This is a genomic window from Shinella lacus (assembly GCF_010994755.1).
In the GTDB taxonomy this organism is placed as follows: domain Bacteria; phylum Pseudomonadota; class Alphaproteobacteria; order Rhizobiales; family Rhizobiaceae; genus Shinella; species Shinella lacus.
Genome location: NZ_WHSB02000025.1, coordinates 32,807 through 52,629, shown reverse-complemented (window position 1 = coordinate 52,629; position 19,823 = coordinate 32,807). Strand labels below are relative to the sequence as shown.

Annotated in this window: 15 protein-coding genes; 4 read left to right on the top strand and 11 right to left on the bottom strand. The window is 64.6% G+C overall.

Annotation, left to right across the window (positions count from 1 at the left end; genetic code table 11):
* Window positions 1–264: 264 nt before the first annotated feature.
* Both GB927_RS32915 and recF read right to left on the bottom strand, forming a co-directional pair.
* Window positions 265–1,026 carry a molybdopterin-synthase adenylyltransferase MoeB gene (locus GB927_RS32915; RefSeq protein ID WP_256121375.1) on the bottom strand — a complete coding sequence of 254 codons (762 nt, stop codon included), beginning with the start codon at window positions 1,024–1,026 and terminating at the stop codon, window positions 265–267.
* Window positions 1,023–2,147: a DNA replication/repair protein RecF gene (gene recF, locus GB927_RS32910; RefSeq protein WP_256121374.1), complete on the bottom strand. Its 1,125-nt coding sequence runs from the start codon at window positions 2,145–2,147 to the stop codon at window positions 1,023–1,025. Before recF ends, GB927_RS32915 begins: the two co-directional genes overlap by 4 nt.
* Window positions 2,148–2,347: 200 nt before the next feature.
* Here recF and GB927_RS32905 point away from each other — a divergent pair, with 200 nt between their 5' ends.
* On the top strand, window positions 2,348–3,067 hold the full coding sequence (locus GB927_RS32905; RefSeq protein WP_369431772.1) for an HAD-IA family hydrolase: 720 nt from the start codon (window positions 2,348–2,350) through the stop codon (window positions 3,065–3,067).
* 14 nt (window positions 3,068–3,081) lie between these two features.
* Here GB927_RS32905 and GB927_RS32900 read toward each other — a convergent pair whose 3' ends face one another.
* Window positions 3,082–3,693 (bottom strand): TetR/AcrR family transcriptional regulator, encoded by a 612-nt coding sequence (locus GB927_RS32900; protein WP_256121373.1) that lies wholly within the window; start codon window positions 3,691–3,693, stop codon window positions 3,082–3,084.
* A 101-nt stretch (window positions 3,694–3,794) separates the two neighbouring features.
* Between GB927_RS32900 and GB927_RS32895 the strand changes: the two genes are divergently transcribed.
* Window positions 3,795–4,031 carry a putative antibiotic biosynthesis monooxygenase gene (locus tag GB927_RS32895; RefSeq protein ID WP_256121372.1) on the top strand — a complete coding sequence of 79 codons (237 nt, stop codon included), beginning with the start codon at window positions 3,795–3,797 and terminating at the stop codon, window positions 4,029–4,031.
* Between the two features lie 160 nt (window positions 4,032–4,191).
* On the opposite strand, the gene dnaJ is transcribed toward GB927_RS32895, so the two are convergent.
* The 3 genes from dnaJ to GB927_RS32880 form a co-directional block, all read right to left on the bottom strand.
* A complete protein-coding gene (gene dnaJ / locus GB927_RS32890; RefSeq protein WP_256121371.1) occupies window positions 4,192–5,319 on the bottom strand; it encodes a molecular chaperone DnaJ in 1,128 nt (375 codons plus the stop codon).
* Window positions 5,320–5,557: 238 nt separating this feature from the next.
* On the bottom strand, window positions 5,558–7,468 hold the full coding sequence (dnaK, locus tag GB927_RS32885; protein ID WP_256121370.1) for a molecular chaperone DnaK: 1,911 nt from the start codon (window positions 7,466–7,468) through the stop codon (window positions 5,558–5,560).
* 248 nt (window positions 7,469–7,716) lie between these two features.
* The gene (locus tag GB927_RS32880) at window positions 7,717–9,951 is read right to left on the bottom strand and encodes a transglycosylase domain-containing protein (protein WP_256121369.1); all 2,235 of its coding nucleotides are present in this window, start codon (window positions 9,949–9,951) and stop codon (window positions 7,717–7,719) included.
* Window positions 9,952–10,151: 200 nt separating this feature from the next.
* Here GB927_RS32880 and GB927_RS32875 point away from each other — a divergent pair, with 200 nt between their 5' ends.
* A complete protein-coding gene (locus tag GB927_RS32875) occupies window positions 10,152–10,760 on the top strand; it encodes a hypothetical protein (RefSeq protein WP_256121368.1) in 609 nt (202 codons plus the stop codon).
* A 48-nt stretch (window positions 10,761–10,808) separates the two neighbouring features.
* Here GB927_RS32875 and GB927_RS32870 read toward each other — a convergent pair whose 3' ends face one another.
* From GB927_RS32870 to GB927_RS32855, 4 genes are all read right to left on the bottom strand, one after another.
* Complete coding sequence (locus tag GB927_RS32870) at window positions 10,809–11,240, bottom strand: BA14K family protein (protein ID WP_435266906.1); 432 nt, start codon at window positions 11,238–11,240, stop codon at window positions 10,809–10,811.
* 101 nt (window positions 11,241–11,341) lie between these two features.
* Window positions 11,342–12,289, bottom strand: a complete 948-nt coding sequence (locus tag GB927_RS32865) for a lysylphosphatidylglycerol synthase domain-containing protein (RefSeq protein ID WP_256121367.1) — start codon at window positions 12,287–12,289, stop codon at window positions 11,342–11,344.
* A 201-nt stretch (window positions 12,290–12,490) separates the two neighbouring features.
* The gene (locus GB927_RS32860) at window positions 12,491–13,882 is read right to left on the bottom strand and encodes a dipeptidase (protein ID WP_256121366.1); all 1,392 of its coding nucleotides are present in this window, start codon (window positions 13,880–13,882) and stop codon (window positions 12,491–12,493) included.
* An 80-nt stretch (window positions 13,883–13,962) separates the two neighbouring features.
* Window positions 13,963–14,403, bottom strand: coding sequence for a MarR family winged helix-turn-helix transcriptional regulator (locus GB927_RS32855; RefSeq protein ID WP_256121365.1), 441 nt, complete (start codon window positions 14,401–14,403; stop codon window positions 13,963–13,965).
* A gap of 379 nt (window positions 14,404–14,782) precedes the next feature.
* On the opposite strand from GB927_RS32855, the gene polA reads away from it, so the two are divergent.
* Complete coding sequence (gene polA, locus GB927_RS32850) at window positions 14,783–17,770, top strand: DNA polymerase I (RefSeq protein ID WP_256121364.1); 2,988 nt, start codon at window positions 14,783–14,785, stop codon at window positions 17,768–17,770.
* 178 nt (window positions 17,771–17,948) lie between these two features.
* Here polA and GB927_RS32845 read toward each other — a convergent pair whose 3' ends face one another.
* Window positions 17,949–19,757 carry an ABC transporter ATP-binding protein gene (locus GB927_RS32845; protein ID WP_256121363.1) on the bottom strand — a complete coding sequence of 603 codons (1,809 nt, stop codon included), beginning with the start codon at window positions 19,755–19,757 and terminating at the stop codon, window positions 17,949–17,951.
* Window positions 19,758–19,823 lie beyond the last annotated feature (66 nt).

Sequence of the window (19,823 nt, the reverse complement as noted above, 5' to 3'; positions counted from 1 at the left end):
GATGGCCGGCCTTGCTGCCGCGCTTGATCAGATCGACACCACCACAGCCCGGGCAATCCATCACCTGCCTCCACGCAAATCACCCCCATAGCAGAATCTCAAAAGCGTTCAATGTAAACACTCCCCTCAAGGGGGGAGATTGGATGGGGTAACCGTTTTGCCAATCATTGACGTCGCAGTGTGAGCAATGCTTCTCCGCTTGCCGATCTCCCCCCTTGAGGGGGAGATGCCCGGCAGGGCAGAGGGGGGAGCGGCGTTCTCCGGCTATGATGCCCTTCGGCGCTTGTACTTCAGCGTCTCGAATCTTGCAGCAAGCCCGTCATAGAGCATCAGGCGGCCGACCAGGGGCTCGCCGGCGCCGGTGACGAGCTTGATCACCTCCATCGCCATCAGCGTGCCGACGACGCCCGTCAGGGCGCCGACGATGCCGGCCTCGGCGCAGGCGGGCACGACGCCCGGGGGCGGGGCGGACGGGAAGAGGTCGCGGTAGCCGGGGTTGAGCGTGCCGTCCGGGCCGGGCTCGTAGGGTTTCAGCACAGTCAGCGAGCCATCGAAACGGCCGACGGCACCGGTGACCAGCGGGATGCGCGCGACTTCAGCGGCGTCCGCCGAGGCGTAACGCGTGTCGAAATTGTCCGAGCCGTCGACGAGCATGTCATAACCGGCGAGCAACGAAGCGGCGTTGTCCGCGCTCAGCCGCTCCGCGATGCCGGAAAAGCGCACATGCGGGTTGAGGCGGGCGACGGCGGCTTCGGCGCTGGCGATCTTCTGCGTGCCAAGGCCGGCGGTGTCGTGGATCACCTGGCGCTGGAGATTGGAGAGAGAGACCGTGTCATCGTCCAGCACGCCGATATGGCCGATGCCGGCGGCGGCGAGGTACTGGATGACGGGTGCGCCGAGGCCACCGGCGCCGATGATCAGCACGTTGGCCTGTTTCAGCTTCTGCTGGCCCGCACCGCCGATTTCCGCCAGCACGATATGGCGGCGGTAGCGGTCGATCTCTTCAGGGCTGAGCGGATCGGTCATGTCACGATGCCTCCGTTCGAGACGGTGAGAAACTGGGCGCGATCGCCGAGCGCGTCGAACATCGCACGGTCGGTGCCGGTCATGAAGGCCTGGCCGCCGAGCGCATCGACCCGGTCGAAGAGGGCGGCGCGGCGGCCCTCGTCGAGATGGGCGGCGATTTCGTCGAGCAGCAGCACCGGCGCATGGCCGGTCATGCTGGCGACGAGGCCGGCGTGGGCGAGGATGAGGCCGACGAGCAGCGCCTTCTGCTCGCCCGTCGAGCAACGCTCGGCCTCCATGTCTTTCTCGCGATGGCGGATCAAAAGATCGGCGCGGTGCGGGCCGTCCAGCGTGCGGCCGGCGGCGGCGTCGCGGTAGCGGCCATCCTGCAGCATGCCGAGATAGATCTCCTCGATCTCATAGGCGGGGCGCTGCCATTCCCCGTCGAGGAAGCCGGAGAGCCGCATGGTGGCGGATGGAAACGGGCCGTCGTCGCGCGCGGCTTCCACGAGGCCGGAGATGAGGCCGACGAGCTCGTGGCGGGCGTGCGCCATGGCGATGCCGAGTTCGGCCATCTGCTTTTCCAACGCCGTCAGCCAGGCGGGATCCTGCCGCGGCTCGGAGAGCAGACGGTTGCGGCCGCGCATAGCCTTTTCGAAATCCACCGCGCGGCGGCCGTGTTCGGGATCGAGCGACAGGACAAGCCGGTCGAGGAAGCGGCGACGGTCCGCGGAGGGGCCGGTGAAGAGCCCGTCCATTGCGGGCGTCAGCCAGAGCACGCGAAGGTGATCGAGCAATTCATCGACGGTGCGGGCCGGCGTGCCGTTCAGCCGGAGTTTTCGCGTCTGGCCTTCGTCGCCGCCCTCCGTGCCGGTGCCGATATCCACCTCGTCCAGCATGCCGTCAAGCGTTGCGAAGACGGAGAAGCCGGCCTCGGCCCCCGCGCGCGCGACATCGCCATAGGCCGCCCGGCGCAGGCCTCGGCCGGGCGAGAGGAAGGAGACGGCTTCCATGAGGTTGGTCTTGCCGGCGCCGTTCTGCCCCGTCAGCACGACATGCCGGCCGTCGAGCGCTAGCGACAGGCCCGCATAGTTGCGGAAATCCGTGAGCTTGAGGCGGGAGAGGGAAACCTTATGCGGCATGGGGTGAGAGCTAGAGCATTTTTTGCGCGAGTGGAATCACTTGAAGCCGCATAAATGCGGCAACAACAGAAAGATCGAACGCCGATCGTCGGCTCGTCCCCTAGATAGGGTTTTGCCGGACCGATGCAAAGGACTGCGCACACGATGGCGTGAGGGCGGTTGCCTGTCCGGGCGCAAGGGGGTAATCGAAAGGCCCGCCCATGCGTTGCATCCTCCCCTCCCAGCTCCCACAGGTTTTCGCCTTGCCCTCTTCCGCCCGTCCCGTCTTCGATCGCCCGTTTTCCGCCTTCCTGTTCGACATGGACGGCACGATCATCAACTCCATCCCGGCGACGGAGCGGGTCTGGACCCGGTGGGCGCTGAAACACGGCCTAGACGTCGCGACCTTCCTGCCGATCATGCACGGCGTGCGCGGCATCGACACGATCACCCGCCTCGGCCTGCCGGGCGTCGATCCCGTCGCTGAGGCCAAGGAGGTCGAGCGCGAGGAGATGGAGGATGTCGACGGCGTCGTCGCGATTCCCGGCGCGATCGCCTTCCTGACCTCGCTGCCGGCCGGACGCTGGGGCATCGTCACCTCGGCACCGGTGGCGCTCGCCCGCCGTCGTCTCGCGGCCGCCGGCATCCCGCTGCCCGAGGTGATCGTGACGGCGGACGACGTGACGAAGGGCAAGCCGGCGCCGGATGGCTACAAGCTGGGCGCCTCGCGCCTCGGCGTCGATCCGGCCGATTGCCTGGTCTTCGAAGATGTGCCCGCGGGCATTCTTGCCGGTGAGAGTGCCGGCGCCGGCGTCGTGGTCATCACCGCGACGCACCACCACCCGATCGAAACGAGCCATCCGTTGCTGAACAGCTATGAAGGCGTCGCGGCCAAACAGGATGGCGACGGCAAGTTGACGCTGGTCCGCATCGCGAACTGACGGCTGACGGCGGCTCAGGCCGCCGGTTTCGTCAGGATACCGCCAATCACCGTATCGACGACAGCCTCGACCTCGGCTTCGGAAACATCCAGCCGCTCGGTCAACAGCCGGCCCCAGGCGAAGCTCGACAGGATTTCCGTGACGAGTTCGGCTTTGACGTCCGGGCGAACCTCGCCTCGCTCCTGCGCCTTCTCTACGATCTTGCCGCTCTGGCAGCGGCGGTCCGCCATATAGGCCGAGAGGGCCGCGAGCGCTGCCGGCTCTTCCTGCGCTCTTGCCACCACGCAGCGGAAGACTTCGCCGCTCGTGCCATCCCGCCAGGTCTTTAGAATGCCGGTGAGATAGGCGCGCAGGTCATCGCGGATATTGCCCCGGTCGGGGAAGATGAAATTGATCCGCTTGTGGCTGTGGTAGACGTCGAGCAGCAGGGCTGCCTGCGACGGCCACCAGCGATAGATCGTCGGCTTGCCGGCGCGCGCGCGCCGCGCCACCGCCTCGATGGAAAAGCCGGCGAGCCCGTTTTCCAGCAGCACCGCCTCCGCCGCCGCCAGGATCGCCTCCTGGCTCGCGGGATTGCGCGTGGCGCCGATCGAGCGGCGGGCGGGCTTCAACTCTGCCTCGGTCATCTGGCTTTTCCTTTTTTCGTTCTTCTAGCACGGAAGGCACTTGAACGGAACGTATCGTTTCTATATAAACGAAACGTTCCGTTCTATAAAGGCTCCTCCCAATGACCACGCCCGCTCCTGCCCGCAAACTCTCGAAACTGCACTTCGCGCTCGCCATGCTGGTGCCCGTCTATCCGCTGATCACCACGATCCTCTACATCGTGCTGCCGCTCACCGAAGGCTGGACCATCTGGCAGCGCACGGCGGTGATCGCGCCGATCATGGTGTTCGCCATCGTCTTCTTCGTCTCGCCCTTCGTGCAGAAGCGGTTTTCGAACTTCATCCTGCGCGCCGCATAAAAAAAGCCGGGGTGTTTCCACCCCGGCTTTTGACAGGTTTCGCCCCCTCGCGCGTCATCCTCGGGCTTGACCCGAGGATCCATCGGCGGGGTGTGGCGTGGATGGTCGGGTCAAGCCCGACCATGACGGAGGAGAGGTCCGAAGTCTTCCGTGCAAGCTATCAGCCCTCGAAGAATTCCTTCATCCGCGCGAAGAAGCCCGCGGATTCCGGGTTGTTTTCCTTCGAGGAAATCTCCTCGAATTCCTTGAGCAGTTCGCGCTGGCGCTTGGTCAGCTTCTGCGGCGTCTCGATCTGGATCTGGATGTAGAGATCGCCGACCTGCGCGGAGCGCAGCACCGGCATGCCCTTGCCCTTCAGCCGGAACTGGCGGCCGGCCTGCGTGCCTTCCGGCACCGTCACGCGCGACTTGGTGGCATCGAGCGTCGCCACGTCGAAGGTGCCGCCGAGGGCGGCCGTCGTCATCGAGATCGGCACGGTGCAATAGAGGTCCGCGCCGTCGCGCTGGAAGAACTCGTGCGGCTTCACCGACAGGAAGATGTAGAGATCGCCCGCCGGTCCACCACGTACGCCCGCCTCACCTTCGCCGGACAGCCGGATACGCGTGCCGTCCTCGATACCGGCCGGAATGTTGACCGAGAGCGAACGCTCTTCCGTCACGCGGCCATGGCCGTGGCACTTAGTGCAGGGATCGCTGATCGTCTGGCCGCGGCCGTGGCAGGTCGGGCAGGTGCGCTCGATCGAGAAGAAGCCCTGTGCGGCGCGCACGCGGCCGGAACCCTGGCAGGTGGCGCAGGTCTTCGGGCTGGTGCCGGGTTTCGCGCCCGAGCCGGAACAGACGTCGCAGGTGATCGACGTCGGCACGCGGATCTGCGCGGTCTTGCCGGCATAGGCCTCTTCCAGCGAGATTTCCATGTTGTAGCGCAGATCGCCGCCGCGCTCGCGCCCGCCGGAGGACCGCCGCTGGCGCCCGCCGCCCATCATCTCGCCAAAGATGTCTTCGAAGATGTCGGAGAAGCCGCCGCCCTGGAAGCCGGCACCGCCACCACCGCCCATGCCGCCCTGCTCGAAGGCAGCGTGGCCGTAACGGTCGTAGGCCGCGCGCTTCTGCGGGTCCTTCAGCGTCTCATAGGCCTCGTTGACGTTCTTGAACGTCTGCTCGGCCGTGGCATCGCCAGGATTCTTGTCCGGGTGATACTTCATCGCCATCTTGCGGAAGGCGCTCTTCAGCTCCTTCTCGTCGGCGGTCTTGGAGACACCCAGCGTCTCGTAAAAATCAGCTTTAGCCATTCGGGTTCACGTCCGTTTCAGTGGAACGGTCTTCTTGTTATGGATGAACAAGCTTGCCTTCAGCCTGCACTGGAAACCGGACACGCAAAAAGGCGGGAGCCGGAGCGAAGGAAAGACCAGGACATCGTCACCGCTTGCAACGGGAGTGATCATCTTGGCCTTGTTCCCTTCGCGCTGACTTCCGCCCTTTTGCTATCCGTTGCACCGGCCGCTTGTGGCGGCCGGTTTTTCAGGAGGCTCAGGCCGACTTCTTGCGGTCGTCCTCGTCCTTGACTTCTTCGTAGTCCGCATCGACGACATTGTCGCCGGCTTCACCGGAAGACGCGTTCTCTTCGGCCTGCTGGGCCTCGTAGATTGCCTGACCGAGCTTCATGGAGACTTCCATGAGCGTGTTGGTCTTCGCCTTGATGTCGTCGGCATCGGGCTCCGAGGCTTCGACGGCGGTCTTCAGCGAGGCGATGGCGTCCTCGATGGCCTTGCGGTCGGTTTCCGTGACCTTGTCGCCATATTCCTTGAGCGACTTTTCCGACGAATGGATCAGGCTTTCGGCCTGGTTCTTCGCCTCGACGCCTTCACGGCGCTTCTTGTCGGCTTCGGCATTGGCTTCGGCGTCCTTCACCATCTTCTCGATGTCGGCGTCGGAGAGGCCACCGGAGGCCTGGATGCGAATCTGGTGCTCCTTGCCGGTGCCCTTGTCCTTAGCCGAAACCTGCACGATGCCGTTGGCGTCGATGTCGAAGGTGACTTCGATCTGCGGCATGCCGCGCGGTGCCGGCGGAATGCCGACGAGGTCGAATTGGCCGAGCAGCTTGTTGTCCGCAGCCATTTCGCGCTCGCCCTGCGAGACGCGGATGGTCACGGCCGACTGGTTGTCTTCGGCAGTCGAGAAGGTCTGCGACTTCTTCGTCGGGATCGTCGTGTTGCGCTCGATCAGACGGGTGAAGACGCCACCCAGCGTTTCGATGCCGAGAGACAGCGGGGTCACGTCGAGGAGCAGGACGTCCTTGACGTCGCCCTGGAGAACGCCGGCCTGGATGGCGGCGCCCATGGCGACCACTTCATCCGGGTTGACGCCCTTGTGCGGCTCCTTGCCGAACAGCTGCTTGACGACTTCCTGCACCTTCGGCATGCGGCTCATGCCGCCGACGAGAACGACTTCGTCGATCTCGGCCGCCGTGACGCCGGCATCCTTGAGGGCTGCCTTGCAGGGCGCGACGGTGCGCTGGACGAGATCGTCGACCAGGCTTTCGAACTTGGCGCGCGACAGCTTCATCGTCAGATGCTTCGGGCCGGAGGCATCCGCCGTGATGAACGGCAGGTTGATTTCGGTCTGCTGCGAGGAGGACAGCTCGATCTTGGCCTTTTCGGCGGCTTCCTTGAGGCGCTGAAGGGCGAGCTTGTCGTTCTTCAGGTCGATGCCCTGGTCCTTCTTGAACTCGGCTGCGAGATATTCGACGAGACGCATGTCGAAGTCTTCACCGCCGAGGAAGGTGTCGCCGTTGGTCGACTTCACTTCGAAGACGCCGTCGCCGATTTCCAGGACCGAGATGTCGAACGTGCCGCCGCCAAGGTCGTAGACGGCGATGGTCTTGCCGTCCTTCTTGTCGAGGCCGTAGGCGAGTGCCGCAGCCGTCGGCTCGTTGATGATGCGCAGGACTTCAAGGCCCGCGATCTTGCCGGCATCCTTGGTTGCCTGGCGCTGCGCGTCGTTGAAGTAGGCGGGAACCGTGATGACGGCCTGCGTGACCTTTTCACCAAGGTAGGATTCGGCGGTTTCCTTCATCTTCTGAAGGATCATCGCGGAGATCTGCGAGGGGGAATAGCCGGTGCCATGGGCCTGGACCCACGCGTCGCCATTGTCGCCCTTGACGATCTTGTAGGGAACGAGACCCTTGTCCTTCTCGACGAGCTTGTCGTCGTAGCGGCGGCCGATGAGGCGCTTCACTGCGAACAGGGTGTTTTCCGGGTTGGTGACGGCCTGGCGCTTTGCCGGCTGGCCGGTCAGGCGCTCGCCATCATCGTTGAAGGCGACGATCGACGGGGTCGTGCGCGCGCCTTCGGCATTCTCGATCACTTTCGCGTCCTTGCCGTCCATGACGGAAACGCAGGAATTGGTCGTTCCGAGGTCGATACCGATTACTTTAGCCATGTCATTCTCTCCTTGAAGCGAACTGCCGGAACCCATTCAGGCATTCTTTTGGCAGCCCCTAATGGTATGGTCTTCTCGAAAGCTTGAGCCTGAGCCGAAGCCTTGCGGCGTATATAAGGAGCAGTCCAGACGACTGCAAGACATCGTGCGGCCGCAAAGCTCGCAAAATCAGCGCCATGAGAAGGGTGAACCGTCTGTAAGACGCAATGTGGTGAGGTTCCTTGCGGGCGTCAAGCCAAAGGGCGCGATCAACCGCCGGTGAGGATGTCGAGAAGCGTCGTGCGCCTTGTGCCCGTCTGCTGCTGCTGGCCGACATCGGCAGGCGGCACGAGCCCGTCGTCGAGCGGCACGGCGCCCGTCTGTTCACTCGCGATCGCCTGCCCGTCATTGCCGGAGCCGCGATCGGTGCCGAGCGTGCGGGAGATGATGTCGAAGAGCTGGTCGCCGCCTTCTTCGGGGACGGGCTGCGTGCCGTCCACCACCGGCTGGTCGCCGCCGGCCGTGCCGAAGAGCGGGGACGGGCTGAGGCCCTCGTGGGCTGCGGTCATGAAGCTGCTCCAGGCTTTGGCGGGGAGCCCGCCGCCCGTGACCTTCTTCATCGACTTGCCGTCGTCATTGCCGAACCAGACGCCGGTCGTGAGGTTGCTTGTGTAGCCGACGAAGAGCGCGTCGCGGAAGGACTGGGTCGTGCCGGACTTGCCGGCGGCCTGCCAGCCGGGAATGCGGGCGTTCTTGCCGGTGCCCTCGGTGATGACGCGCATCATCATGCCGTTCATCATGGAGACGATGTTCGGCTCCAGCACGCGGGGCGGGTTGTCATAGGTGTTTTCGTAGAGCACCCGGCCGTCGGCGGTCGAGATGCGGCGGATGATATGCGGTGTGGCCTTGTAGCCGCCGTTCATGAAGGGGGCGTAGGCGGCCGTCAGCTCGACGAGCGTCACTTCCGACGTGCCGAGCGCGATCGAGGCATTCGATTGTAGCTCCGATTCGATGCCGAGCCTGCGGGCGAGTTTGATCACCTCGTCCGGGCCGACTTCCATGACGAGCTGGGCGGCGATCGTGTTCAGCGAATTGGCGAGCGCGGAGGACAGCGTTACCTCGCCGCGATATTTCTGGTCGTAGTTCTCCGGCGTCCATTTGCCGATCCGCACCGGCGCGTCGTTGCGCACCGAGAGCGGCGAGCGGCCGGCCTCAAGCGCTGCGGCGTAGACGAAGGGCTTGAAGGCGGAGCCGGGCTGGCGCTTGGCCTTGGAAGCGCGGTCGAACTGGCTTTCCGCATAGTCGCGCCCGCCGACCAATGCGCGGATCGCGCCCGTGCCGTCGATCGAGACGAGAGCGGCCTGCGAGGCGGCGGATTTCGCGCCTTCCTTGTCGAGAAGCGTGGTGAGGGCCTCGTCGGCCTTCTTTTCGAGGTCGAGGTCGATCGTCGTGTCGATGACGAGGTCTTCGGTAATGTCGCCAATCATGCCGGGAAGCTGCGCCATGACCATGTCGGCGGCGTAGTGCTGGGCACCCGACCAATAGCTCTTTGCGCGCGCCGGCGTTTGCGACATCGCGGTCTTGATCTCGGTGTCGGTGACGAAACCTTCTTCGCGCATGGCGCCGAGCACGACCTGGGCGCGGGCTTCCGCCGCTTCCGGATCACGCGCCGGCGAAAGGCGCGAGGGCGCCTTCAGCAGACCAGCGAGAAGGGCGGCCTCGCCGAGGTTCACATCGCGCGCCGACTTGTTGAAGTAGCGCCGCGAGGCCGCCTCGACGCCGTAGGAATTCGAGCCGAAGAACACGCGGTTGAGATACATCGCAAGGATCTGGTCCTTGGAATATTTGTGCTCCAGCCAGAAGGCGAGCAGCACTTCCTGCACCTTGCGCTCCAGCGTGCGCTCCGGCGAGAGGAACATGTTCTTCGCGAGCTGCTGCGTCAGCGTCGAGCCGCCCTGCACCATGCGGCCGGTGGTGACATTGGTGAACATCGCCCGGGCAAGGCCGAGCGGATCGATGCCGAAATGCGAATAGAAGCGCCGGTCCTCGATGGCGATGACGGCCTGCGGGATATAGGGCGACATGTTTTCGAGCGACAGCGCCTCGCCGCCGGTGAGGCCGCGATTGGCGATGGCATCGCCGCTGACGGCGAGGATCTTGATGTTCGGAGGCCGGTCGGGGATCGACCAGCTGGTGGCGCTCGGCATGCGCGCGCCGTAATAGAGCACGAGCCCGCCGACGCCGATGGCGCCCCAGATGCCGAGCACGACGCACCAGTAGAAGAGCCTGCGGAACAGACCGAAGATGCCGCCGCCGGAGGCCTGCCGGCGCCCGCGCGCACCACGCCGCGGCCGCTCGGCCTTTGGCGGCTTGCCGCGACCCTTGCGGCCGCCGCTACCCACCACGCGATCCCCCGCGCCGACGTGAAAATCGTCGTCGTCGTTGCGGCCACCCGACCCTTGAAAGGACGGTTCGATGCGCTGGGATTTGCGATTGGCTGCCATAAGCGGTCGGGTACACCCTCAAAAATATCGCCGTCGGGTGAACCTTAAATGCGGCGATTTAAGGGGTGGTTAAGAAATCGGAAACGGAAAGCCCCAATTTCTCAATCGTTTGCGCGGGGCATGGGGTGCAGTGCCGCCGGGGTTGTCATGCCGCCATCGGCGGTTACAACTAACGCCCGTCACAGAAGGTGGAGTGCCAGATGGCCGAATTTGCGGAAGCCTCGTCGACGGAAAGCCCCCGCAAGAAGCGCGAAGCCGTGCGCACATTCCTCGTCGCGGACCGGACCCCGATGTGGTTCACGACGCTTGCGCTCATGGTCGGCGGCATCGGCACCTATTATTTGGCCCCCCAGGTGAACGCCACCTTCGAGGAGCAGAAGATCAAGACGGATTTCGTGATCCGCAACTACAGCGACCTGCGCCAGAAAATGGAGGACTTCCAGGGTCTCTACGCGGTCGTCACGCAAAAGCAGGCGGCCGGGCTTGATATCCAGGACCAGGTGTTCAAGCTGCAGGAGATCGTGAGCCGCGTCAGCGCGCAGAACCTGTCGATGATGCCCATGTTCACCACGGCGGAAGGCCCGAAGGCGGCCGCGCAGGTGAATGCCGCCATGAACGGGATGATCGTCATGATCTTCGCCAATGCGGGCAAGACGATCGAGGCGGAGGCGGACGTCAAGGCCTATAACGAGGCGGTCGCCAAGGCGTCGCAAGCCCTCGTTCCGCCGCTGCTGCAACTCTATGTGAGCATCGGCGAGGTCGGCCGCCTTCGCCCTACCGCCGTGACGACGGATCTGCCGGAGAAGTAACAGCCGAAAAGACTTCGAGCGGCCCTTTGGACCGCCCGAGAAAAGGCCTCAATAGTAAGGCGAGAGGCACTGGCGGCGGCCGCCATAGTTCGGCTGGTACGTGTTGTCGTAATCACGATACGAGCGATAGCGCGCATAGCACCATTCGGTGTGGCGCGGGTTGATGCCTTCGTAGCGCGGCTGGGAATAGCCGTCATTGGCGATCGCGCCACCGATGATCGCACCGGCGCCGAAGGCAGCCAGCGGATACCACCAGCCATCCGAATGACGGCGATAGCCGCGGCGCTCGTAACGATAGCCGCGATGGCCGCCGTACCAGCCACGGCGTTCGCGGCGATATTGAACCTGTTCGACGTCGGATGCCTGCGACGCGCCGACCTTCGGCATCGGCATGGCGAAGGCCGGCGCCGTTACGAAGGTCGTGGCAAACATGGCGACGGCCATGGCAGCGGCAATGCCGCCCTTGATCGTTGTCTTCATGTCGGTCTCCCTTGGATAGTCACTGTTGTACAGTGATCAAGACGGATGACAGCATGAAACAATTCGACTGAATACGAGATGAACCGAAACTCTCCGCCGCTTCAATCGTCGCCATTGCTCGGGCGGGCCAGAAAACGCTGCCTTTCGAAGATGAGCACGACCACCAGCGCCATGATGAACGGGATGATCAGGTAGAACAGCCGGAAGACCGCAAGGGCCGCCAGCACCGTTGCCGGGTCCATGTCCGGCAGGCCGGCGATGAAGACCAGTTCCAGCACGCCGATGCCGCCCGGCGCATGCGAAAGCAGCGCCACGGAGAAGGAGGCGAGGAAGATGCCGAGCACGACGAAGAAGCCCGGATTGCCTTCCGCCGGCAGCACGAAATAGATGATCGCGGCCGCCCCAATGAGCTCGATCGGCGCGATGAAGAGCTGGCGGAACACCAGCGAGGGTTTGGGATATTCCAGCCGCAGCCAGCGTGTATGGACCGGCCGGAAGCCGACGAGGCTTCCAACGACATAGAGCGCCACCAGTGCGAGGATCAGCCAGCCGGTCGACAGCGCCGCCTCGATCGGCAGGAACGCGGCGAAACGCTCGATGATCGCGGGTTCCAGCACCAGCACCAGCCCGAACAGCATGAAGGTGCCGAGCGCGAAGGTGAAGGAGCAGAAGGCGACGAGGACGCCCACCTCCGACCCGGTCAGGCCCTTCGACGTATAGGCGCGGTAGCGCACCAGCGCGCCGGAAAACACCGAGGCGCCGATCGTGTGCGACAGGGCATAGGTGGTGAACGAGGTGATGGTGATGAACCACAGCGAGATGCGGTGGCCGAGATGTTCCAGCGCCAGGTGATCGTAAGCGGCCAGCGCCGCATAGGCGACGAGCGTAGCGACGCTCGCGAGGATCCAGCCGGAAACCGGAATGGCATGAACGCTCGCCATGAACTCCGCAAGCGACAGGCCGCGCAGGTCCTTGTAGAGGATGTAGATCGACAGGATGATCGCGGCGGTGCTGACGAGCGGCCAGAAGAATTTTTTCAGCCGCTTCATCCTGCCTTATCCCCTGCCCCCGGCGCCCCATCGCCTGAGCAGCAAGGCTCTCTCGCAATCCATCCGTCTACCGCCATTCCGTTCCTTCCCCATTGTGTGGACCTGTCATCGCCTGTCCGCGATGCGGTCCTTGTTTAACCAGTTGACCAGCATATCCGTTCCGTCCGGTTAACGCCGGTCAACCGTGCCATCACATCTTGGTCAGCGCGCCGCGAGCGCCGAGAGGATGCGCACCCAGGAGCGGATGCCCTTCTCGAAAGAGCGCAGCTCGTATTTCTCGTTCGGCGAATGGATGCGGTCGTCCGACAGCGCAAAGCCGACGAGCAAGGATTCCATGCCGAGCATTTTTTGGAAATCGCCAACGATCGGGATGGAGCCGCCCATGCCGATGACGACGGCGGGCTTCGGCCATTCGTCGGAAAGCGCGTTTTTCGCCTTGCCGAGCAGCGCGGAATCATAGGGAAGCTGGATCGCCGGCGAGCCGCCATGGGCATGGAACGCCACCGAGCAATCGGCCGGGATTTTTGCCCGCACATAGGCGCGGAAGGCGTCGCGGATCTTTGCCGGGTCCTGCTTGCCGACCAGACGGAAGGAGACCTTCGCCGAGGCTTCCGCCGCGATGACCGTCTTGAAACCCTCGCCGGTGTAGCCGCCGGTGATGCCGTTCACTTCCGCGGTCGGACGTGCCCAGGTGAGTTCCAGCACCGAGCGGCCCTTTTCGCCCGACGGGATCGACAGGCCGATCTCGCCCAAAAAGCTTTCGGAGGAGCTGCCGAGCTTTTCCCAGGCTGCCTTGATCTGCGTCGGGGTCTCCTCGACGCCATCGTAAAAACCGTCCAGCGTCACGCGGCCGGTCTCGTCGTGCAGGCCGGCGAGGATGTTCGAAAGGATATGGATGGGGTTTGCGGCGGCACCGCCGAAATAGCCGGAATGCAGGTCGCGATCGGCTGCCTTGACCACCACTTCCTCGCCGACGAGGCCGCGCAGGCCCGCGGAAATCGCCGGCGTATCGGCGTCCCACATGCTGGTATCGCAGACGAGGGCGAAATCCGCCTTGAGCTCCGCCGCATTGGCTTCGAGGAAGGGTTTCAGCGAGGGCGAACCGGATTCCTCCTCGCCTTCGAAGAGGATGGTGACGCGGCAGGGCAGCGCGCCCGCCGTTTCCTTGTAGGCGCGGCAGGCTTCCACGAAGGTCAGGAGCTGGCCCTTGTCGTCGGAGGTGCCGCGGCCGGTGATGATGCGGCGCCCGCCGCCGGCATCACGCACGGCGGGCTCGAAGGGATCGTGGTCCCACAGGTTCAGCGGATCGACCGGCTGGACGTCGTAGTGACCATAGAACAGCACATGCGGCGCATCGGGCTTCGCGCCGTCATGATGGGCGACGACCATCGGATGGCCGGGCGTATCGCGCACCGTCGCGTCGAAGCCGAGCGTGCGCAGCTCCGTCACCAGCCATTCGGCCGCCCGGCGGCACTCCGCCTTGTAGGCCGGATCGGTGGAGATGGACTTGATGCGCACGAGTTCGAACATGCGTTCGAGGCTCGCCGGAATGCCGGCGCTGGCGTGGTCGAGGACGGGCAGAATATTGGTCATGGTCGAATCCTTGCGAAACTCGGCGCGACATTAGACCGATCGCGTCGGGGAGGGCAAATCGTATGACGATTCTGGTGTTCTCAGATCCGCGGTTCGCGGCCGAGATTGGCCAGCACCATGCGCATATATTCCAGCAGCAGCTCCCGCTCGAAGCGGCGGAAGCCGTGGAAGAGCGCGTCTTCCGTGGCGCTTGCCGCCTCCATCGCCGTCTCGCGCAGCGCCTTGCCGCGCTCGGTCAGGAAGACCAGTTGCGCGCGCCTGTCCTTGGGATGGCGGCGGCGTGAGATGAGGCCGTCGCGCTGCATGCGGGCGAGCGTGTTGGCCATCGTCGCCTGTTCGATGTCGAGGCGGTCGAGAAGTTCGCGCTGAGTGAGGCCGTCGCCGTTCCAAAGCTCCAGCAGGACCGGGAACTGGCCGGGCGCAAAGCCGGCCCCGTCCGCCCGCGCCTGAAGGGTGCGGGACGCCGCCTTCGCCAGGAGATTGGCGAGATATGCTGCCGACTCCGTCCGGTCAAAGTCCATGACCGGAAGCTATGCCGGTTTTCAACGGAAGACAATCAAGGATCACGGGCAAGACAATTGCCTGAAACCGAGAAGCCGCCGACGACAGGAGGCTTGTCGCGGCGGCTTCTTCGAATGATGGACAAAGGCCCGGAGAGGGGGATAAGGCCTTTGTCCTTTGTCTGGCGCGGCGGGGGACAGGCCGGTTGCCAGACAACGGCTTGATCAGGTGCCGTTGGATAATATTTGTGGGTCCGAATGTGGCTTTTCAAGGGTTTCAGGCGGCAGCGAAAATTACAAATTGGTAACGTTCGCGTGACCCTTTCCGACGCCTTGAAACGCCCCGGAAACCGCAATGAGAGATAGACGCGGAAAGCCGCCCGCGCTATCCATTCACCCCATGAAAAAAGGTGATCATCTCTTCCTCGTCGACGGCTCCGGCTTCATCTTCCGCGCCTTCCACGCCATCCCGCCGCTCAACCGCAAATCGGACGGGTTGCCGGTCAATGCCGTCTCCGGTTTCTGCAACATGCTGTGGAAGCTGCTCAAGGATGCGCGCAACACCGACGTGGGCGTGACGCCGACCCATTTTGCCGTCATCTTCGACTATTCCTCGAAGACCTTCCGCAACGAGCTCTACGATCTCTACAAGGCGAACCGCACCGCGCCGCCGGAAGACCTGATCCCGCAGTTCGGCCTGATCCGCCATGCGACCCGCGCCTTCAACCTGCCCTGCATCGAGAAGGAAGGCTATGAGGCGGACGACCTGATCGCCACCTATGCCCGCCTTGCGGAAGCCGACGGTGCCGACGTCACCATCGTCTCCTCCGACAAGGACCTCATGCAGCTCGTGACGGCCAATGTCTCGATGTATGACAGCATGAAGGACAAGCAGATCTCCATTCCCGAGGTCATCGAGAAATGGGGCGTGCCGCCGGAAAAGATGATCGACCTCCAGTCGCTGACCGGGGACAGCACCGACAACGTGCCGGGCGTTCCCGGCATCGGCCCCAAGACCGCCGCGCAGCTTCTCGAAGAGTATGGCGACCTCGATACGCTGCTCGCCCGCGCGGACGAGATCAAGCAGGTCAAGCGCCGCGAGAACATCGTGGCGAACCGCGAGCTCGTGCTGCTTTCCCGCCAGCTTGTGACGCTCAAGACCGACACGCCGCTCGACACGGTGCTGGACGAGCTGGTGCTGCATCCGCAGGACGGGCCGAAGCTGATCGCCTTCCTCAAGGCCATGGAATTCACCACGCTGACGCGGCGCGTCGCCGAAGCCTGCAACTGCGATGCCGGCGCCATCGACGCCGCTGACGTTCCCGTCGAATGGGGCGCGGAAGCGCGCGGCCCGGACCTCGACAAGGGCGAGGTGGCCGGTCCCGCGCTCGTGCTCGACGGCGGCGAGACGGCGGCGGAGGCGGCCTCCACGCTGCTGCCCACAGCCAGCCCCGGCGACGCCACGCCGGCCGCACTCGCGAGAGCCCGGGCGGAGCGCTTCTCAGCCGCGCCGATCGACCATTCCACCTACGAGACGGTGCGCGACCTGGATGCGCTCGACCGCTGGATTGCGGATGCCCGCGAGACCGGCCTTGTCGGCTTCGACACGGAGACGACCTCGCTCGATCCCATGCAGGCGGAGCTTTGCGGCTTCTCGCTGGCGATCGCGAGCAATGCCAAAGACCCGACGGGCACCACCATCCGCGCCTGCTACGTGCCGCTGAACCACAAGACCGGCGTCGGCGACCTTCTGGGCGGCGGGCTTGCCGAGGGGCAGATCCCGATCCGCACCGCGCTGGAAAGGCTGAAAGGCCTGCTGGAAGACCCTTCCGTCCTGAAGGTCGCGCAGAACCTCAAATACGACTATCTCGTCATGCGCCGCCACGGCATCACCGTGCAAGGTTTCGACGATACGATGCTGATGTCCTATGCGCTCGACGCGGGCGCCGGCACGCACGGCATGGACACGCTGTCCGAGCGCTGGCTCGGACACAAGCCGATCTCCTATAAAGACGTCGCCGGCTCCGGCAAGGGCGCGCAGACCTTCGACATGGTCGATATCTCCCGCGCCACGGCCTATGCGGCGGAAGATGCCGACGTGACGCTGCGGCTCTGGCATGTGCTGAAGCCTCGGCTTGCCGCCAATCGCATGACCACCGTCTATGAGCGGCTGGAGCGCCCGCTGGTGCCGGTGCTCGCGCGCATGGAAGAGCGCGGCATCACCATCGACCGGCAGGTGCTCTCGCGCCTTTCCGGCGAACTGGCGCAGGGTGCCGCCGGCCTCGAAGAGGAAATCTACGAGCTTGCCGGCGAGCGCTTCAACATCGGCTCGCCGAAGCAGCTCGGCGATATCCTGTTCGGCAAGATGGGCCTGCCCGGCGCCTCGAAGACCAAGACCGGCCAATGGTCGACCTCCGCGCAGGTGCTGGAGGACCTCGCCGCGCAGGGCCTTCCGCTGCCCCGGAAAATCGTCGACTGGCGCCAGCTCACCAAGCTGAAATCCACCTATACCGACGCGCTACCCGGCTTCGTGCATCCGGAGACGAAACGCGTGCACACGTCCTACGCGCTCGCCGCCACGACGACCGGCCGCCTTTCCTCCTCCGACCCGAACCTGCAAAACATTCCGGTGCGCACGGCGGAAGGCCGCAAGATCCGCACGGCCTTCATCTCGACGCCCGGCAACAAGCTGGTCTCGGCCGACTACAGCCAGATCGAGCTGCGCGTGCTCGCCCATGTCGCCGACATCCCGCAGCTGAAACAGGCCTTTGCCGACGGCGTCGACATCCACGCGATGACGGCGTCCGAAATGTTCGGCGTGCCGGTGGAAGGCATGCCGTCGGAAGTGCGCCGCCGCGCCAAGGCGATCAACTTCGGCATCATCTACGGCATCTCCGCCTTCGGCCTCGCCAACCAGCTCTCCATCGAGCGTTCGGAAGCCGGCGACTACATCAGGAAATATTTCGAGCGCTTCCCGGGCATCAAGGACTACATGGATTCCACCAAGGCCTTTGCCCGCGAGAACGGCTATGTCGAAACCATCTTCGGCCGCCGCGCGCATTACCCGGAAATCAAGTCGTCCAACCCGTCGGTGCGCGCCTTCAACGAACGCGCCTCGATCAACGCGCCGATCCAAGGCTCCGCCGCCGACATCATCCGCCGCGCCATGATCAAGATCGAACCGGCGCTGGAAGAAGCCGGCCTCTCCGCCCGCATGCTGCTGCAGGTGCATGACGAACTGATCTTCGAGGTCGAGGACGGCGAAGTGGAGAAAGCGATCCCGCTCATCGTCGACATCATGGAGAATGCATCCATGCCGGCGCTCTCGATGAAGGTGCCGCTGAAGGTGGATGCGCGGGCCGCGCACAATTGGGACGAGGCGCACTGAAGATTGGGCGTCCAGCCCCCTCATCCGCCCTTCGGGCACCTTCTCCCCGCTGGGGAGAAGAAATGTTGCACCGGCTTTCCTTCAACAGGCGGATGGTGAGGGAGGACTGAGCAACCCCCTTCTCCCCAGCAGGGAGAAGGTGCCCGAAGGGCGGATGAGCGGGTCTGTCCTTGAGAATTCAGACCGTCTCGTTCATCTCCGCATGCCCCGTCTGGATATTCCACAGCGTGCGGTAAAGCCCCGGGCACTCCACCAGCCTGTCATGCGACCCGGACTGGATGATCCGCCCCGCCTCCATCACATGGATCGCATCGGCATGCACGACCGTGCTGAGCCGGTGGGCGACGAGGATCACGGTGCGCTTGCCCTTCATTTTCGCCAGCGAGCGCTGGATCGCCGCTTCCGTCTCGTTGTCCACCGCGCTCGTCGCCTCGTCGAGGATGAGGATCGCGGGGTCGATCAGCAGTGCGCGAGCAAGCGCGATGCGCTGGCGCTGGCCGCCGGAGAGTTTTTGGCCGTATTCGCCGATCTGGCTTTCATAACCGTCCGGCAGCTCGCGGATGAAGCCATCGGCCTCCGCCATGCGCGCGGCCGCCTCGATCTCGTCGCGGCTGGCACCCGGCCGGCCATAGGCGATGTTGTCGGCGATCGAGCCGGAAAACAGCGTCACCTCCTGCGGCACCCAGGCCATGTTCTTCCTCAGACACTCGCCCGACCAGTCGGCGAGCGGCACATTGTCGAGCAGGATGCGGCCCTTCTGCGGACGGATAAAGAGGCCGAGCAGTTTGATGAGCGTCGACTTGCCGCTGCCGGTCGGGCCGACCAGCGCGACCGTCTCGCCCGCCCTTATGGCGAGGTTGATGTCGGTCACGCCGCCGGGGCTTGTCGCGTAGCGGAAGCCGACATGGTCGATCTCGAAGCGGCCGGAGACCTTGGCCTCATGGGTGCCGTGCGGTTCGCCGCGCGGCTCGTCAAGCAGGCGCAGGATGCGGCGCGTCGAGGCCATGGCACGCTCGTAGAGGTCGGCGATCTCGGCAAGGCCCGTCATCGGCCAGAGCAGGCGCTGCGTCAGGAAGACGAGCAGGCCGTAGGCGCCGACCTGCATCTGGCCGGTCAGCGTCAGCCAGCCGCCGATGAGGAACGTGGCGAGAAAACCCGACAGGATCGCCATGCGGATGATCGGGATGAAGGCGGAGGAGACGCGGATCGCCGCCCGGTTCGCCTCGACATAGCCCAAACTTTCCTTGGTCAGCGCCGCCGTCTCGCGCGCCTCGGCCCCGAAGGCGCGAATGGTCTGGAGGCCTTGCAGGTTGGTCGTGAGCCGCGCGCCCAGACCGCCCGCCCGCGCCCGCACCGCGTCATAGCGGGCCTGCGCGCGGCGCTGGAACCAGAAGGCGCCGGCAATGATCGCCGGCACAGGCGTGAAGGCGATGACCGCGATCAACGGGCTGACGATGAAGAACACCGCGCCGACGAGAATGACGGCGGCGAAGGTCTGGATCAGCTCGTTGGCGCCGCGATCCAGAAACCGTTCGAGCTGGTTGATGTCGTCGTTCAGCACCGCGACGAGATCGCCGGAGCGGTTTTCCTCATAAAAACTCGTCGGAAGGTGCTGGGCGTGGTCATAACAGAGGATGCGCAGGCGGTGCTGCACGTCCTGCGCCAGGCCGCGCCAGAGGATCTGGTAGAAATATTCGAAGAGGGATTCGCCGAACCAGATGAGGAAGGTCGCGATGCCGAGCAAAGTGAGCTGGTGCACCGGATCGGTGATGCCGACCTGCGCCACGAAGGAATCCTTGCCGCGCACCACCACGTCGAGCGCGATGCCGATCAGGATTTCCGGCATGACATCGAAGATCTTGTTGATGATCGACGAGGCGACCGCCCGCACCACGCGGCCCTTCTCTTCGCGCACGAGAGAAAACAGCACCCGCAGCGGATGGCGGGTGCCGGCGGAATGAGGAGCGGATTGTTCGGACGCAGTCATGAAACGGGACCTGTTGTCGGACCGGGAGAGGCCAGCGGGCATTGCCTTCGCCTCTAGCCGGGTGGA